Below are 15,337 nucleotides of genomic sequence, written 5' to 3' on the forward strand. Positions count from 1 at the left end.
TCTCGGGTGTTGTTCAAGGTCCTTCGACTATGCCATCGTGCCGCTACCGGTGTATTCGTTCCGGAATGCTTCAATCAGCGCCGCGCGGTCCACTTTCCCGTGCGGGCTCAACGGAATCCGCGGGATGTTCGTGAACCTGGCCGGCACCATGTTCCGCGGCAGCGTCGCGAGGAGTCGGGTGCGCACGTCGTTCTCGGGGAGGTCGTCCCCCTCCGGGACGACGAACGCGATCAGCTCGGCCTCGCCGGAGTCGGTGTACCTGACCACCACGGCGGCCTCCCGGACCCCGGCCAGCCTGCCGAGCGCACGCTCGATGTCGGTGGGATCGATCCGCATACCCCGCACCTTCACCTGCGCGTCCATCCTGCCGACCACGACGAGTTCCCCGTCCGGGGTCACATAGCCGCGGTCGCCCGTGCGGTACAGCCTGCGCGCCACGCCGTCGACCACGACCGTCGTGAACCGCTCCGATTCGGGACCTGTGCCGCCCAGGTAGCCCGCGCCGACGCTGGTCCCGGAGATGCAGATCTCGCCGTACTCCCCCGCCCCGACACCGCGCATCCGCTCGTCGAGGAGGTGGAGGTCGGTGTTGTAGGCCGGCCTGCCGACCGGTGCGATGTCGTGTTCGCCGGGCCGGTACTCGGCGAGGTCGTAGGACGACGCCACATCCGTGCACTCGGCGACGCCGTACTGGTGCAGGAGGGTGCACGTGTTCCCCGCGCGCCGCGCCCAGTCCACGATCCGTTCGACGTGCAGCCGCTCCCCGCCGAACAGCACGTAGTCCAGCCCGGCGAGCGCCTCACCGCCACGTGCGGTCTCCCAGTCCACCAACAGGTACAGCGTGCTTGAGGCGCAGTGCACCGTGCGTATCTCGTGCTCCGTCAGCATGCGGTAGGCCATCGCGGCGTCGAAGTTCCGGCTCGCCATCAGGTACTGGGTGGCGCCGCAGAACAACGGCATCATGAGGCTGCGCTGGGAAAGGTCGAACCCGAACGCGCTGACGACCAGATTGTTCGACCCGCGGTGCAGGCGGTACTCGAGCATCAGCCAGTTCAACAGGTTGAACCAGCCCTCGTGCCGCACCGCGGTCACCTTCGGTGTACCGGTCGACCCGGACGTGAATACCGCGTAGCACACGTCGTCCCCGGTGACCGGGACGTCAGGACTGGTCACCGGCAGACCCGCCAAGTGATCGGACAACCGCTCAAGGTCGATGACCTCGCCGGCCGTCGACTCGACCAGCCCGACCGTCGCCGGGGAGGCCACGATCAGGGCGAGATCGGGCATCTGCCCCAGCAGCAGCTGGAGTCTTGCCGCCGGGTAGGACGGGTCGAGCGGTACGTAGGCCGCGCCGGCCTTCAGCGTCCCGAGGATGGCGACGACCATGTCGACCGAGTAGTCGAGACAGACGCCGACCTTCGCACCTCGGCCGTGTCCGCGCGTGGCGAGGAAGTGCGCGAACCGGTTCGCCTTGGCGTTCAGCTCCCCGTACGTCACCCGCCGTCCGGCACAGAAGACGGCGACGGCGTCCGGGGTGGCTGCCACGTGCGCCTCGAACTGCTTGTGGACGACGGGCGCCGAGGGCAGAGCAAGGCGCTTTCCCTGAAGGATCATCAACTGACTCCGATATGCGAGGTGTCCGGTCGGGCGAGCCGCCGGCACACCACGGGGAACGGGGCTTGTCCGGCACTCTGGGCGGTGCGCCTGCTAGGCGGTGCGCCGATCGGCGGCGTCGAGCACCTGGGCCACCCACTTGTCGACGGGCAGACCGTGCGCGGCGGCCACTTTCGAGTAGGTGTCCAGTTGACTGGCGGACAGCTCGATGGTGAGCGTGGTGACCTTCCGCCGGTGCTTGTCAGCGCCCGCGGATTCGGCCGGCCGGGGTACCTCTTGCTTCTCGTCGCCGCTGCTCGGGGGGATGCGGGTCTTGTCGGACTGCTCGGCCAGGCTGGCGCGAACCATCCTGCGGAGTTCGTTACGCGACCACTTCTGCTGTTCGGCTTTGCCCAGCCAGTAGTCCTGCTCCGGTGGCGACAAGCGGGTCACCTCGGCGTGGTGGGCGAAGCTGAGGCTGTCCCGTCTGCGGTGGTGCTCGAACCGCCGTGCCACCCAGGCATAGTTGCGCAGGGTCTGGTAGTCGAGCCCTGTTCTCTCGATCGCCTCCCGGTAGCGCCGCAACCCATAGGTGGTCTCCCCGAAGGTCAACCAGTCGGCGAGCCACCACACCGAGGAGTTCGTCAGCTCGCGCAGGCTGGCCCCGATCCGCTCCCAGGACCGCTCCGACAGGTTCTGCGGGAAGGTCATCCCCGTCTTGTGCACCTGCGCCTGTTCCCCCAGGAAAGACAGAACCACATCGCCCTGCGCGAGCTCACCGCCGGTGTCCACCGGCCCCGCCTGGTAACCGCTCGCGGTTCTCACAGGACGCCCCCCACCATCTTCACTCTCCCAACCGGAGTGTTTGTCTGGGCGCGACTCGTTGACCCGCCGCGCATCGGGCTCTCGGTACATGCGAGGGCCGACTGTACGAACATCGTGGTCCGTTCCTCCGGGGAATCCGACCGACCCTCAGTCCGCCGCCATGGCCTCCCGCAGGCTCCTCGGGCGCAAGTCGGTCCAGTTCCGCTCGACGTACTCCAGGCACTCGGCCCTGGCCGCCTCGCCGAAGACCACCCGCCAGCCTGCGGGCACCTCGGCGAACACCGGCCACAGGGAGTGCTGGTCCTCATCGTTGATCACGACGTAGAAGAGGCCGTCCTCGTCATCGAAAGGGTTCGTGCTCACTGTCACCATCCTTGAATCGTCACGGGGGGGGTGTCTGGAAATCGGAAATCGTCAGGGCTGGGCGCGGGTTCACAGATCGGCGTCGTCCTGTCGACAGGACACCCGGCATCCGCGGCCACCCTGGAATGCTGACGCCACGCTAGGACTCGACCGCCGATGCCGCAAGGACAGCGGAAATGCCGACGTTCCGGTCGTCCGCCCGGACGGGTATCCCGCTGGGGTTCTGTGCCACGATGGCCGAGCGGTGGTCCGTGGACGGTCTACTCGAATTCGGGTTCAGCCAATCTCCTCCCGCCGAGGCGATTGAGAAGGCGCGTTTAATTACGGGCCTGCGCGGGTGGCCCGCCAGGGCCCGGTCTCCCGAACGGGAAAGACGTCGGAAGAGCCCCGTCCCGGCCGAACTCCGTCGTGCGGCGGCCACTGCGCTCGCGCCGCAACGAAAGCAGACAATTTCCTGACTGACTCCATACCGTCGTGGTAGCCAGCACTCGCACGGCTCGGCATCCACCGTCCATCTGCCCCGGACGACACTTCCGAGCCGTCCGGTAGTCCCCGCCTGGAGGCGATGCAGTGACCAAGCCGACGACTTCGGAACGCGACGGGATGCCGTTGCTGTGTCTTCCGTTCGCCGGGGGCGGAGCGAATTTCTTCCGCCCGTAGAACGGGATGGGCCTGAGCGGGATGGTGGCCACGCCGCTCCAGTTGCCCGGACGCGAGCGCCGACTGGACGAGGAGCCGTACCGGGACCTGCACGCCGCGGCGGAAGGATTGCTTCCGGCCGCGCTGAAGGCCGCGGGCTCGGGACCCGTCGCCCTGTTCGGGCACTGCTTCCTCGGCGCGGCGCTCGCCTACGAACTCACCCGGCGCATCACCGACACCGGGTGCAACGGGGTGGCGCACCTGTTCGTCAGCGCGGCGCGCCCGCCGTCCACCTCCGCGCCCTCGCCGCCAACATCCGCGCCGACGCCGAAAGCCGGCACGACGGCGCGGAGCCCGGGTGGCGGGGCGAAGTCGAGTGGACGCTGCTACGGCTCGAGAACACCGCCGCCCAGCTAACCGAGGCAGCGGCGCCAGCGGGCATCAGGACGTATCGCCGGAGCAGTAGAAGCGACAGCTGACGCCGGGTCGAGGTTCGCCGGGGCCGTTCACGCGGGCCGCCGGGAGAGCTCGGTGGTCAGGGCGATTACCGTCGTCGACTCCGCGGCACGTGACGTTGAGCGACAGTCCGTCCAGCGGCCCGCCGACCAGTGCGGGCGTACGTCTGGTGCGGGAACGTGCCCCCTGGTGCCGCTCGTACGGTCGACGTCATGACTTCAGAGGACACGCGTGAGCCGATACGCGGGCCGATCGCCTGCCCGCCGTGGTGCAACGAGTTGCACACCGATCCCATGGACATCACCGTCGAGGACGGACTGATCCACGTGTCCGCCGACTGCGCAATCACCCCCGTCCAGGGGCAGCCGCGCGTCCTGTTCAACCTGGTCAGCTACGAGAACCCGCAGGAAGGCCTGCGCGGACCCGTGCTGGAGCTGACCTTCGACCTCGGCGAGGGATTCCCGCCGCCGGAGTACGAAGCCACCCACCGCGGTGAAGTCGACGACTTCATCGACCAGCTCCAACGGGCGGCTGCCGTACTCCGCCAGTGGCGCACCGCCGTCCCCGCCCGGTAAGCACCCCACGGCAGGTAGACGAGCCGTCGCGGGCGATCAGCGCCGGGCGTGACGCCCGAGAGGCGCCGGCGCTCCGACGGAAGGTTCCTTCTGACCAGGGCCGGCGGCCATCCCTCCGGGCGGCTAGTCTCCCGGCTGCGAAGCGCCGTTCGAGATCGGCTTCCGCCGGCCACGCCGAGGCGACGGTTGTCGGGATAGGCGCCGTGCCGACCCGCACAGCATCTTTGGCGGGTACGGGTACGTACCCGTACCCTGAAGAGGTGGAAAGGATCGCACCCATGACTGACGCCAATGTCCGTATCCCTGAAGAAGCAAGAGACCGGTTCGCGGCGGTCGCCGCCGCGGAGGGCCTGTCGGTGCGGGCATACCTCGCCCGTCTCGCCGAGACGCTGCTCACCCCCCAGGAGCGGGCCGAGCGCGCCGAGCAGGCCCGGGCCCTGCTGAAGGAGTGGAGCGGCTACAACCCGGACACGGCCGAGGAACGGAGCCTCGACAGCGAACTGGACAGGCGCCTGGCCGAGGCAGGCGGCCAGTGAGCAAGGAGGTGCACATCGTCCTGGACGAGACGGCGATGGCCGCCGCCGGACAGGGCAACATCCTGGCCTCCCGGCTGATCCACCGCGCACATGCCGAACCGGGCTGGTACCTGTACGCGCCGGTGTGTGCGCTGGTAGAAGCCGACCGGGCGCGTCCTGGCACAGCCGAACACCTGGCAGCAATGCCGGGCCTCGCCGTCCTCGAGCTGGACCTGCCGGCCGCCCTGACTGTGGCCCGCCAGGCAACCTGGGCCATCGCCCACGCCCAGTACGCGGCGCAGCCCGCCCCGCAGCGTCCCGACGGAGCGATCGTGGCGACCACCATGCCCAAACGGTGGGAGGACCAGCCGGTCCGGGTCCTGGACCTCACTCCATGAGCCGCGCCCGTGCCGAGCGCCAGGCGGAGGCCCCCGAGGAAGGGGAACAGGCACTCGGGTACTCCGTGTACCTGGCACGGTCCACCAGCAGACCGGTGCGCCCAACTCTTCGACACTGACGAACCGTTCACGACCACCGGTTGTCTAGTTCCGAGCGGCTGCACCACGGCTACGCCCGCCCAGCCTGCGTGAGGGTTCTTCGTCGAGGTAAGCGGGCAGTGCCAGGGCCGGGGCGGTTGGGGCACGGAACTCATCGGGCTCAGAATGCGCCGACGGTCGGCACCGAAATGGTGCCGACCGGGCGCTGGGCGGGCGCGGGCCAACGCGCCTGCCGCCGTCCTGAGGTTCGGGCTTGCGACCAGTCGCCGTCAGGAGAACACCGGCCGCCGAGCAGCCGGTGTCGAGCTCGCCCGGACGCTCGCGTTCGTAACGGCGGATCACGGTCCCGGTGGGACGGTCGAGCCACGACAGCCGGCTGAGGCCGTGGCGGGTCAGGATCCGGTGGACGGTCGAGGCGGGCAGGCCCAGGACCGGGCCGATCCGGGCGGGGCCGAGTTTGCGGGCCTGGCGCAGGTCACACACCCGGGCCTCGACATCGGCCGGGGTGCGGTGCGGCGTCGTGCGCGGACGGCTGGACCGGTCGTACAGCCCGGTCTCGCCTTCGGCCCGCCACCGACGCATCCACTTGTGGGCCGTGGCCCTCGACACGCCCATCTCAGCGGCCACATGGGCAACCGGACGGCCTGACGCGACACCTTCGACCAGCAACCGCCTCCCGAAGACGGTCAACCGGGCATTACGGTGGGACACGAAGACCTCCGTGCGTGGTGTGGAGCCTAGACACCTCCACCACACCGGAGGTCTTCGCCATGATCAAGACCCGCCGAGTGTCAACAACGCTCGTGATCAATACACCTAGCCGCCGACGGCACCCGCAAACGCGTCCGCGTCTATGGCACCACGCGGAGAGAAGCCGCCGAGAAGATCGCCGACAGCAACCGCGGCCTGCCCGTCGCCACCGCAAACAGCACGGTGGGCGACTACCTCACGTACTGGCTCAGCAGCGTCGCCGTCCACCGGCTCCGCGAGAACAACCACACCCGCTACGCCACCTGCGTCCGCCTCCGCCTCATCCCCGGCCTCGGCACCAAGAAGGTCGCGCGCCTCGCCGCCAAGGACGTACGCACCTTCCTCGACCGCCTGCGCACCACCTGCCAGTGCTGCACCCAGGACACCGAACGAAAGAAGTGCTGCGCGGTCGGCGACCCTGCCAGAGGCGGCTGTCCCCGTTGACCGTGACGTACGTGCACTCGGTCCTCAAGTCCGCCTTGGAGCACGGCGTTCGCGAGGACGAGCTGCCGCGCAACGTCGCCCGGAACGTCAAGACCACCACGCACCGGCCGAGGCGCTTCCAGCCCCTCACTGCGGTCGAGGCCCGCCAGTTCCTCGACGCGGCCCGCGCCGACCGGCTCCACGCGCTGTACGAACTCGCCCTGCGCACCGGACTCCGCAAAGGCGAACTCCTCGGCCTCCACTGGGAAGACCTCGACCTCGCCATTGGAACGGCCAGCATCCGGCGCTCGCTCCAGCGCACTCGCACCGGCGGCCTCACGCATCTCCCCACCAAGACCCGGGCGTCCGAGCGCCATATCGCGCTCCCGACCGAATGCATCCACTCCCTCAAGAAGCACCAGGAACGGCAGGACAAGGAGCGCGAGACCGCGGAGTCAGCCTGGCAGGACAGCGGCCTCGTCTTCACCACGCCCACAGGACGACCTCTCGACCCGGCCAACCTCCCCCGGCGCTTCCGCAGCTTCCTCAACCGGGCCGGCCTCCGACGCATCCGCTTCCACGACCTACGACACTCGACCGCCACCCTGCTCCTCGAACAGGGCGTCGACCTCACCGTGATCAAGGAACTCCTCGGCCACGCTCACATCGGCGTCACCGCCGGCGTCTACGCCCACGTCCGGCTCCGCCTGCAACGCCAAGCCCTCGACACCCTCGGCAACGCCCCTCGGCCCAACCGACGACGACCCCGACGATCCGCCCGCGACAGCGGTCGTCCGCTGACGTTGCCGTCAGCGTTGCCGTCAAACACCCCAGAAGCCCCGCCGGATTCCGGCGGCGCTTCCCATTCATGCTCGGAAGTAGTCCCGATCAGATTCTATGACATGACCATTCGGTCCACCTCTGGGAGCGAAGTCGGGGGCTCATCGCCATACCAGGCATATTCAAGCCCGGAAAACATGCCCGATTCAGTCCAGAGAATGACTTCGCCAACAAGCTCACCCTCCTCGTCAATAACCGTGCAAGTTACCGGCGCAACCCCAGTTGGGATAGGAGCACGAAGTGCGTCATCCGTGACTCGGAGGTCAACACTCGCAGAATTGGATCCCCATAGGGCCACCACCCGAACCTGATCAAGTTGATGACGGAGCTCTGCCGCTCCAGGGAAATCCACTTGCAGAATCCGCTCCGTTACCGCCCGCTCCTTAGCAGTCAGCGGGCGGGGTTCAACGGGAACCCGCACCTACTTGCCTCCAGGGAACTTATCGGGGTTGAACGCCGTGCCGACTCTCGGAACGCCGTTTACGACAGCTCCTCGAATAGTCACGTTCTCACCATCAATGACTCGACCCACTTCAAATCGCCCCACTGCCGGAAGGTCGCTTACATCTCCCAGACTGTCCACGATACGCCGCATTGCCTGCTCACGGCCGCCAGAACGAGCGACTAGGTCCGCGAAGCCATGCTTCTCCGGATCGATAACATGCTCCAGCTTTGCCGGCGTACTCGCCTACTTGTAGGTCTCGTCCAGGATTTTCGGACAGAGTCCACCCGAATTGTGTACGAGTACCGGAGTCTCGCCCGCAAGTACGTAGTAGGTGTGGAGGTCGTCGACGGTGAGGTTGTAGACCGTCGTTGACTTGGTGTGGTGGGTGAGGGCGGTGATTTGGGTCCAGGTGCCGGTGCTGGTCTGGAGCCATTGGCCGGTGGTGAGTTCGTCGGCTTCGATCCAGCGGCCGAGGGCCGGGGCCCAGAAGGGGTGGCCGTCGGTGGCGGTGAGGGTGCTGGTTTTGCCGGTGTCGAGGGTGATGTCGACCAGTTGTTTGTCGCCTGTGCCCTTGATGAGGGCCGTTACCGGTCGGGGGCCCGTTTCTCCGGTTTCGGGGTCGGTGGCGTGGACTTGGTCGCCGATCTGGATGTCCTTGATCGGTTTGCGGGTGCCGTCCGCGAGGAGGACCGGGGTCTCCGCCGTGAAACTGTTGGGGAATTTCGCTTTGCAGCCGGGGCCGGGGATCGCCGACTTGGTGTTGTCGATCTTGCCGAGACTTGCCCATTTGCCGATCATGCCGTCGGCGCAGCCCCATGCAGCGGAGGTGCCGACCTGGCCCCAGTTGACCTTGCGGCCGGAGAGGCGCTGCCCCAGCCAGTCCATGCCTGCTTCGCTGAGACCGCCGATGACGCAGTCGGCCAGGAGCGGGCTGTTGCCGGTGGGGTCTGTGTAGGTCGTCGGGGAGCTGAGGGCGTACTGGTAGAGGTTGGTGCCGCCCGCGTAGCCGATCGGGTCCTGGGAGATGAAGCGGCCGGACTCGGGGTCGTAGTAGCGGTTGCGGTAGTGGAGCAGGCCCGTGCCGTCGGACTCGCGGCCCGTGAAGGTGTACGGGTTGGTCGAGGCCGCCCCGGATGTCGTCGGCTGGCCGTAGGGGTCGTACGTGTAGCTGGTGGCGACCGTGCCGTCCGCGTTCGCCAGGCCGACCACCGTGCCCAGCGCGTCGGTCAGGTAGACCTGCGTCGCACCGTTCTCCGTGCGGGTCAGGTACTCGTCCAGACCCGACGTGGCGACCGTCGCCTTCGCAGCGCCGGCACCGTCCTGCTCCACCAGCGGGTTCGAGCCGTCCGTCAGGTACTTCTGCGTCGTGTCGCCCAGCTTCTTGGAGCTGCGGATACCGAGGGGGTCGTAGCCGAAGAGCGCGGCTGAGCCGCCCCCGGTGGGGGTGACGCCCGAGAGCTGGCCCCTCGCGTTCCAGTTGTACGTTCTCTTGCCGTCGGACTTGAGCTGCCCGTCCGCGTCGTACGTGAACGAGCGGCCTCCCAGGGACGTGACCCGGTTGTCCTTGCCGAACACCGCCCCCGTCTCGGCCGCCGGCAGAGCGACCGACGCCAGGCTGCCCGTCAGGCCGGTCTGGAGGCCCCGGGTGTCACGGGTGTAGGTGAGGTCGCCGACGGCGGCGGCGCCGCAGGCGTAGTCGATCGCCGAGACCACGCCCGTCTTGTCGAGCGTGGTGGTGCGTGTGATGCCGCCCGGGAGGTTCGCCGTCTTCTCCCGGCCCACCGCGTCCAGACCGAACCGCACCTCCTGCCCGCCCGAGGTGACAGAGGTGAGGATGCTGGACCTGTCGTAACCGTAGACGGTGGTGGTCCCGGCCGCCGTCATCTCCTTCCGGCGGTCCGCCCCGTCGTAGTCGTAGCCGACCGTACCCGTCGGGCCGGTGAGCGTCTTCAGCCGGTCGTAGGCGTCGTAGCCGAAGCTCTGGTCGCCAGCCTGCGTGTCCGTGATTGTCTTCGGGAGGTCCACGGCGTCGTACGCGTACGTGGCCGTGGACTCGGCCACGCCGGCCGCGTTCACGCCGTACTTGGTGTTCTTCGCCCTGCCCAGCAGGTCGTACTCGGCCGTCGCGGCCAGGCCCGAGCGGCTGGTCGCCTTCGTCAGCCGACCCGCCGCGTCGTACCCGAACAGCGCCTGCGCACCCAGCGGATCCGTCACCGACTCCGTACGGTCCGCGTCGTCATACGCCCACGTCGTGCTGTTCTGCCGGGCATCCGTCAGCGTCTTGAGGTTGCCGTTCTCATCGAAGTCCAGGGACGTCGACTGGCCGAGCGGGTCGGTGATCTTCCGCGTCTGGTTCAGCTCGTCGTACGTGAGCGTCGTGCGCGAACCCGCCTCGTCCGTGACCACGGTCGGGCGGCCCGCCGCGTCCAGGAACTGGGCACCCGTCCTCTTCAACCGGCGCGTGGAGCCGCCGTCGTCGGTGAAGACGGCGGTGCCGTTGCCGAACGCCCCGCCATGGTCTTCATTCTGGTCAAGTTCTTCGAGGGGGTGCCGCGCGAACTGGAGGTACCCAATCTCTTCGGCCGCGCCAGCGTCTTCGGCGACGCCGCTGTGTCTACACCGGGATCTTCGAACGTGCCGATCCGGTCCCGGTCGCTACGTTCCCCCGCTCGTGGCCGACCCTGTCCCTTCTTCCCTAAGGCTGCGTGTATGTGCGGAGGCTAGCTTGGCGATGAGGGAACGTAGGGGGCCGCGGCGTCGCCTGCTCAGGTCGATCTTGCTTCTGTCGTGGGGTACCGCTGCTTGAGGGGGTGGGACGGCTGGTGATTACAATCGTCTCTCATGTCGAAGCTTGACGAGCTGCTGGTTGACGTCGCCGTTCTGGTGGAGTCCGGGCGCAGTAATCAGATGTCTCTGACCGTGGTCGCTGGTGGTGCTGTCATCACGGGGCGGCTGGCTCCCGAGGCCGTTTGGAGGCAGCGGGTGTCGGAGGTTTTGGCGGACTCGGCCCGCCTGAACGATTTCTCCGCCGTGTTCACCGCCGCGGCGCAGGGGGAGGGGCAGCCCACGCATCTGCATTTCCATTTGGCGCGGATTCTGCAGGGTGCGGTGGGGATCCCCGAGACGGGCGGGATGTACCGCGTGGCGATCGAGGACATCAGTGCCTGGACCGTCGGCGACGTCAGCTATTCCGACGACTGACCCGGTGTCGTGCCGAGAATGCCTCGGTACGCGGTGAGGGTCCGACCGGCTTGTTCCGGTGGGACCCTCACTCGTTGTTCTGGTGGCGGCTCGCGCCTGCCCGTCTGTCAGAGGGCCGCAGGGTCGCCGAGCATCGCGGATGCCTGTTGGAACGGGGTGGGGACGCGGGTGGGCGCGGCGGCCGGGGGAAGGCCGCGGCAGGTGAAGCCGAGCCGGGTCATGGCCCGCAGTACTTCGCCGGCGCTGAAGTCTCGGCGGTCCTGACGTGTGACGACCTGTCCGACCTGCTTGACGGGGTACGTGCGGCGGCCGATGATCACGGACTCGCCGGAAGCCTGTTCGGGCTTGACGCCCTTCATCGATTCAAGGACGCCGCTTTTGGTGAGGTCGAACGGGAAGCGGGCGATGACACAGCGCATGATGCCTCACAGGGAGAGGAACGAAGAGGGAGTGGTTCTGCCGCGGTGAGGCGGTTCAGCGGGCAACGGCGAGAACGCCCAGAGCGCTGCCGTGTTCGTCGACGACAGGCAGGGCATCGACCTGGCTGCAGCCCATCGTGTGCTCGGCTTCGGCCAAGGGGGTCACGGGACGGGTGAACGGTCCTCGGTCGCCGAGGATGTCGCGCAGCTGGATCCGGTCGGTGTACGCGGAGCTGTCACGGGCCGCGGTGAGCTGGGCCTGGGTGAGAAGTCCGGTGCACAGGCCGTCGTTGTCGCAGACGAGCAGGTGCCCGGTGCGGGCGCTGGCCAGGACGGACAGGGCGACCTCGACGGTCATGTCGTCACAGACCTGCGGTCCGCCGGTGTCCATGGCGTCGGCCACCGTCCTGTGAACGGGAGTGGCACTCGCCGGGCGGGGCTGCATCTGAACCAGCGTCAAAAGGTGCCTCCTGCGTTGGTGGGTCAGTTTCCTGATCACGAGATTTCTACGCCGCCGCGTCGAAGGAGGTCTGCCGCGCTGTCATGCGCCGGGCAGCCGAAGCGGGGCTGCGCCGGCCGCGTGAGGACGTGCTGCGCTGACGCCGCTCGGGAACCGGAGCGGTGATCGTCACGGGAATACCGGAAGGGGCTTGGGCGCCGGTGATCCGGCTGAGTGCCTCTTCGCCGGAGCGGACCTGGGTGGTCTGGGGCACGATGCCGGCCGCTGTCATAAGGCGCGTCATGTCCCGGCGCTGGCTGGGGGTGACCAGGGTGACGACACTCCCGGATTCCCCGGCCCGCGCGGTCCGGCCGCCGCGGTGGAGGTAGTCCTTGTGGTCGGTCGGCGGGTCGATATTGACGACGAGGTCGAGGTCGTCGACGTGGATGCCGCGGGCGGCGACGTTCGTGGCCACGAGCACGGTGACGTGCCCGGTCTTGAACTGGGCCAGGGTCCGGGTGCGCTGCGGCTGTGACTTCCCGCCGTGCAGGGCGGCGGCCCGCACCCCGCTCTTCAGCAGGTCCTGTGTCAGCCGGTCGACAGCGTGCTTGGTGTCCAGGAACATGATCACCTTGCCTTCACGGGCCGCGATCTCCGTCGTCGTCCGGTGCTTGTCTGCGCCGTGGACGTGCAGCACGTGGTGCTCCATCGTGGTGACCGCGCCCGCGGACGGGTCGACGGAGTGGACGACGGGGTCGGTGAGGTAACGGCGGACCAGGCTGTCGACGTTGCGGTCGAGGGTGGCGGAGAACAGCATCCGCTGGCCCTCGGGGCGTACCTGGTCGAGCAGTGCGGTGACCTGGGGCATGAAGCCCATGTCGGCCATCTGGTCGGCCTCGTCCAGGACGGTGATCGCGACCTGGTTGAGCCGGCAGTCACCGCGGTCGATGAGGTCCTTGAGCCGGCCCGGCGTCGCCACGACGACCTCGGCACCACCACGCAGCGCGTTGGCCTGCCTGCTGATCGACATTCCGCCGACGACGGTGGCCAGGCGCAGCCTCACCGAGCGGGCGTAGGGAGTGAGTGCGTCGGTTACCTGTTGTGCCAGCTCACGCGTCGGCACGAGCACCAGGGCCAGCGGCTGGCGGGGCTCGGCGCGCTGACCGGCGGTGCGGGCCAGCAGGGCCAGGCCGAAGGCGAGGGTCTTGCCGGAGCCGGTGCGCCCGCGTCCCAGGGCGTCGCGGCCCGCGAGGGTGTTGGGCAGGGTGGCACCCTGGATCGGGAACGGGACGCTCACGCCTTGCTCGGTCAGTGTCGCCAGCAGTTGGGCGGGCATGTCGAGGTCGGCGAACGCCTCGACCGCGGGCAGCGCCGGCGTGATCGTCTTAGGCGGGGCGAACTCTCCCTGGACCGCTGCGGGCCGTCGGCCGTGGCTGCCCGAGCGTCCCGTCCCGCCGGAACGGGCCGGGGCGGGCGAGCCGAAGCGGGCTCCCCGCCTCGACCCGGCGGTGGACCCGAAAGCGGGGCCCTCGGACCGACGGGGGCGGGAGGAACGGGCGTTCGTACGTGTGGGGTTCATGGAGAACCTTCCTTGATACGGCGCGCATCAAGGAATTCCCGCAGCCGAAGAACAGCGCGGGGAATCACAAGAACGAACCGACTGGGATGCGAAAAAGGAATGGGGCTTGCACTGAATCCGGTGCGGGATACAGGCGATGAAATAGGTGACGTCATGTGGACGTGAAATGTCATACGTCGACCGGTACAGCTCTGAAAAGGTGCCCACCTGGGATGGGGCAGCCGGTGGCGCTGTTCCACAGGTGACACCGCTGTGGGAAATGCCCGTGGCTGGGGCCCACGCCCCGAAGGGTGCGGGCCCCAGCCACCGAGTACACGTCAGGCGGGAACGATGTTCTCAGCCGTCGGGCCCTTCTGGCCCGTCACGATGTCGAAGGTGACCTTCTGGCCTTCGAGCAGCTCACGGAAGCCCTGGGCGGTGATGTTCGAGAAGTGGGCGAACACGTCAGCGCCGCCACCGTCCTGCTCGATGAAGCCGAAACCCTTAGCCGCGTTGAACCACTTCACAGTACCTGACGCCATGTCATATCTCCTTTAGGGGCAGTACGCCGGAACCCGTAATGCACGGATTCCGGGTCGCCGCGATGATGCCCTGCCCGGAGAACAACCGGAAATACAATGAAGCTTCCGTCGGCCGAAAATGTCCACGAGGAAGCTTGAAGTTTTGGGAACCACAACTGCAACTGGGATCGACAGTAGCATGAGGTAGCGACCCGTGTGCGGTGAATGACTTCGCTCCGCTGGTTGCCGTAAAAACACTCCCCGCACCGAGCGTTAAACCCTCATCTCGCGGTTATAGATATTGCCCCGCTCGGAGAGTAGCGTTTCAGGAAAAGCAGCGCTGTTCAGGGCTCGGAGGGCACAATTAATCCGGTGTCGCCGTCTCGCCCGGCGTCCGCCCCATCGGCCCGTGGCCGGTCTCGACACAGGTCGGAGCGGCAGTCAGTAGATGGCGAGGATGATGACGATGTAGTGCGCGGTGAAGGCTGCCACGGTCAGCGCCTGGAACCTCGTGGAAGCCGAACCGGCGAGGTGAGGGGTCGGGGCGCTGGAGGACATAGACGACTGCGCCCGCGCTGTAGAGGAGACCGCCGGCCACGATCAGTGTGAGCACGGCCGCCCCGGCGATCACCCCGAAGGAGAGTTTCACTAGGTCGAAGACCGTCTTCGCATCGAGCTTGGCGGTGGTGTCGATCTCCTTGAAGTCGAGCAGCATCACCAGCCCGTAGAAGACGCCGCCGGTGAACAGGACCGCAGTGACGAAGGAGAGGGTCAGTGCACGGCCGACCTTCCATAACCGCAACTCCCGCTCGTTCGGGGTGGATCGTGGCCTTCGATTGGCTGTCATGACGATGAAGACAAGGCGCGGAAGTCGGTGGTTGCAGCCAGCGTTGGTGGTCGGGTCGCCCGGGGGAATCGGGGGTTGAGGAACATCGGAACGAGACCCGGCTGCTCTCTGATCTCGCCAGAGTCGGCGCCTGTGCATGGGTTGGCCGCAGCTGGCCGGCGCGGCGAAAGCCCCCGGCGCCGTCCCCATGAAGTCGCGTACGTGGACTCATGAGGTGAACGTCAGTCGGCCTCGGCCATACGCAGCCGCAGGCTCGCCGGGCGCATGTCGGTCCAAACCTTTCCGATGTGGTCGAGGCACTCCTGCCGGGTGCCTTCGGCCCCTTCGGCGTGCCAGCCCGCCGGGAGGTCGCGGGGCACGGGCCAGATCGAGTACTGCTCCTCGTCGTTGCGAACCACCCTGTACGAGATGTCGTCGCGGTCGAACATCGG

The 15,337-nt window shown here is 67.8% G+C and carries 14 protein-coding genes and 3 pseudogenes; 6 read left to right on the forward strand and 11 right to left on the reverse strand.

Annotated features, from left to right (window positions below):
- Window positions 1-27: 27 nt before the first annotated feature.
- The 3 genes from ACIBBB_RS25620 to ACIBBB_RS25630 all read right to left on the reverse strand — a co-directional run bounded on the left by ACIBBB_RS25620 (window position 28) and on the right by ACIBBB_RS25630 (window position 2,790).
- Window positions 28-1,614, reverse strand: a complete 1,587-nt coding sequence (locus ACIBBB_RS25620; protein WP_398985827.1) for an amino acid adenylation domain-containing protein — start codon at window positions 1,612-1,614, stop codon at window positions 28-30.
- Window positions 1,615-1,707: 93 nt separating this feature from the next.
- On the reverse strand, window positions 1,708-2,418 hold the full coding sequence (locus ACIBBB_RS25625; protein ID WP_398985829.1) for an LmbU family transcriptional regulator: 711 nt from the start codon (window positions 2,416-2,418) through the stop codon (window positions 1,708-1,710).
- A 147-nt stretch (window positions 2,419-2,565) separates the two neighbouring features.
- The gene (locus ACIBBB_RS25630; RefSeq protein WP_398985831.1) at window positions 2,566-2,790 is read right to left on the reverse strand and encodes an MbtH family protein; all 225 of its coding nucleotides are present in this window, start codon (window positions 2,788-2,790) and stop codon (window positions 2,566-2,568) included.
- A gap of 672 nt (window positions 2,791-3,462) precedes the next feature.
- On the opposite strand from ACIBBB_RS25630, the gene ACIBBB_RS25635 reads away from it, so the two are divergent.
- The 4 genes from ACIBBB_RS25635 (at window position 3,463) to ACIBBB_RS25650 (ending at window position 5,364) form a co-directional block, all read left to right on the forward strand.
- The gene (locus ACIBBB_RS25635; protein ID WP_398985833.1) at window positions 3,463-3,837 is read left to right on the forward strand and encodes a thioesterase II family protein; all 375 of its coding nucleotides are present in this window, start codon (window positions 3,463-3,465) and stop codon (window positions 3,835-3,837) included.
- Window positions 3,838-4,088: 251 nt separating this feature from the next.
- Complete coding sequence (locus tag ACIBBB_RS25640; protein ID WP_398985835.1) at window positions 4,089-4,451, forward strand: DUF6907 domain-containing protein; 363 nt, start codon at window positions 4,089-4,091, stop codon at window positions 4,449-4,451.
- A 278-nt stretch (window positions 4,452-4,729) separates the two neighbouring features.
- Window positions 4,730-4,987, forward strand: coding sequence for a hypothetical protein (locus ACIBBB_RS25645; protein WP_398985837.1), 258 nt, complete (start codon window positions 4,730-4,732; stop codon window positions 4,985-4,987).
- Window positions 4,984-5,364, forward strand: a complete 381-nt coding sequence (locus ACIBBB_RS25650) for a hypothetical protein (RefSeq protein ID WP_398985839.1) — start codon at window positions 4,984-4,986, stop codon at window positions 5,362-5,364. The genes ACIBBB_RS25645 and ACIBBB_RS25650 overlap by 4 nt, the downstream gene beginning before the upstream one ends.
- A gap of 300 nt (window positions 5,365-5,664) precedes the next feature.
- On the opposite strand, the pseudogene ACIBBB_RS25655 reads toward ACIBBB_RS25650, so the two are convergent.
- Window positions 5,665-6,174, reverse strand: a pseudogene (locus tag ACIBBB_RS25655) (helix-turn-helix domain-containing protein); the annotation flags it as partial.
- Between the two features lie 105 nt (window positions 6,175-6,279).
- On the opposite strand from ACIBBB_RS25655, the pseudogene ACIBBB_RS25660 reads away from it, so the two are divergent.
- Window positions 6,280-7,437: pseudogene (locus ACIBBB_RS25660) on the forward strand (tyrosine-type recombinase/integrase); the annotation flags it as partial.
- A gap of 727 nt (window positions 7,438-8,164) precedes the next feature.
- Here ACIBBB_RS25660 and ACIBBB_RS25665 read toward each other — a convergent pair.
- Entirely contained in the window at window positions 8,165-10,375 is a 2,211-nt protein-coding gene (locus tag ACIBBB_RS25665) for an RHS repeat-associated core domain-containing protein (RefSeq protein WP_398985841.1), read from the reverse strand.
- 387 nt (window positions 10,376-10,762) lie between these two features.
- Here ACIBBB_RS25665 and ACIBBB_RS25670 point away from each other — a divergent pair, with 387 nt between their 5' ends.
- Window positions 10,763-11,122, forward strand: a complete 360-nt coding sequence (locus tag ACIBBB_RS25670) for a hypothetical protein (protein WP_398985843.1) — start codon at window positions 10,763-10,765, stop codon at window positions 11,120-11,122.
- Window positions 11,123-11,229: 107 nt separating this feature from the next.
- Here the strand turns inward: ACIBBB_RS25670 and ACIBBB_RS25675 are convergent, their stop codons facing one another.
- From ACIBBB_RS25675 to ACIBBB_RS25700, 6 genes and pseudogenes are all read right to left on the reverse strand, one after another.
- Window positions 11,230-11,541, reverse strand: coding sequence for an SCO5918 family protein (locus ACIBBB_RS25675; RefSeq protein ID WP_398985845.1), 312 nt, complete (start codon window positions 11,539-11,541; stop codon window positions 11,230-11,232).
- Between the two features lie 55 nt (window positions 11,542-11,596).
- Window positions 11,597-12,001, reverse strand: coding sequence for a CBS domain-containing protein (locus ACIBBB_RS25680; RefSeq protein ID WP_398985847.1), 405 nt, complete (start codon window positions 11,999-12,001; stop codon window positions 11,597-11,599).
- Window positions 12,002-12,047: 46 nt separating this feature from the next.
- Window positions 12,048-13,559, reverse strand: coding sequence for a DEAD/DEAH box helicase (locus tag ACIBBB_RS25685; protein ID WP_398985849.1), 1,512 nt, complete (start codon window positions 13,557-13,559; stop codon window positions 12,048-12,050).
- A 317-nt stretch (window positions 13,560-13,876) separates the two neighbouring features.
- Window positions 13,877-14,080 (reverse strand): cold-shock protein, encoded by a 204-nt coding sequence (locus ACIBBB_RS25690; protein WP_398985851.1) that lies wholly within the window; start codon window positions 14,078-14,080, stop codon window positions 13,877-13,879.
- 420 nt (window positions 14,081-14,500) lie between these two features.
- Window positions 14,501-14,681: pseudogene (locus tag ACIBBB_RS25695) on the reverse strand (hemolysin III family protein); the annotation flags it as partial.
- A 446-nt stretch (window positions 14,682-15,127) separates the two neighbouring features.
- The gene (locus ACIBBB_RS25700) at window positions 15,128-15,334 is read right to left on the reverse strand and encodes an MbtH family protein (protein ID WP_398985853.1); all 207 of its coding nucleotides are present in this window, start codon (window positions 15,332-15,334) and stop codon (window positions 15,128-15,130) included.
- Window positions 15,335-15,337 lie beyond the last annotated feature (3 nt).

It is taken from the genome of Streptomyces sp. NPDC051217 (assembly GCF_044455465.1).
Lineage (GTDB): Bacteria > Actinomycetota > Actinomycetes > Streptomycetales > Streptomycetaceae > Streptomyces.

Coding starts and splice junctions, on each gene's coding strand:
- ACIBBB_RS25620 (WP_398985827.1), bottom strand. CDS start 1,614: ATGATCCTTCAGGGAAAGCGCCTTGCTCTGCCCTCGGCGCCCGTCGTC.
- ACIBBB_RS25630 (WP_398985831.1), bottom strand. CDS start 2,790: ATGGTGACAGTGAGCACGAACCCTTTCGATGACGAGGACGGCCTCTTC.
- ACIBBB_RS25635 (WP_398985833.1), top strand. CDS start 3,463: ATGGTGGCCACGCCGCTCCAGTTGCCCGGACGCGAGCGCCGACTGGAC.
- ACIBBB_RS25640 (WP_398985835.1), top strand. CDS start 4,089: ATGACTTCAGAGGACACGCGTGAGCCGATACGCGGGCCGATCGCCTGC.
- ACIBBB_RS25645 (WP_398985837.1), top strand. CDS start 4,730: ATGACTGACGCCAATGTCCGTATCCCTGAAGAAGCAAGAGACCGGTTC.
- ACIBBB_RS25670 (WP_398985843.1), top strand. CDS start 10,763: ATGTCGAAGCTTGACGAGCTGCTGGTTGACGTCGCCGTTCTGGTGGAG.
- ACIBBB_RS25675 (WP_398985845.1), bottom strand. CDS start 11,541: ATGCGCTGTGTCATCGCCCGCTTCCCGTTCGACCTCACCAAAAGCGGC.
- ACIBBB_RS25685 (WP_398985849.1), bottom strand. CDS start 13,559: ATGAACCCCACACGTACGAACGCCCGTTCCTCCCGCCCCCGTCGGTCC.
- ACIBBB_RS25690 (WP_398985851.1), bottom strand. CDS start 14,080: ATGGCGTCAGGTACTGTGAAGTGGTTCAACGCGGCTAAGGGTTTCGGC.
- ACIBBB_RS25700 (WP_398985853.1), bottom strand. CDS start 15,334: ATGTTCGACCGCGACGACATCTCGTACAGGGTGGTTCGCAACGACGAG.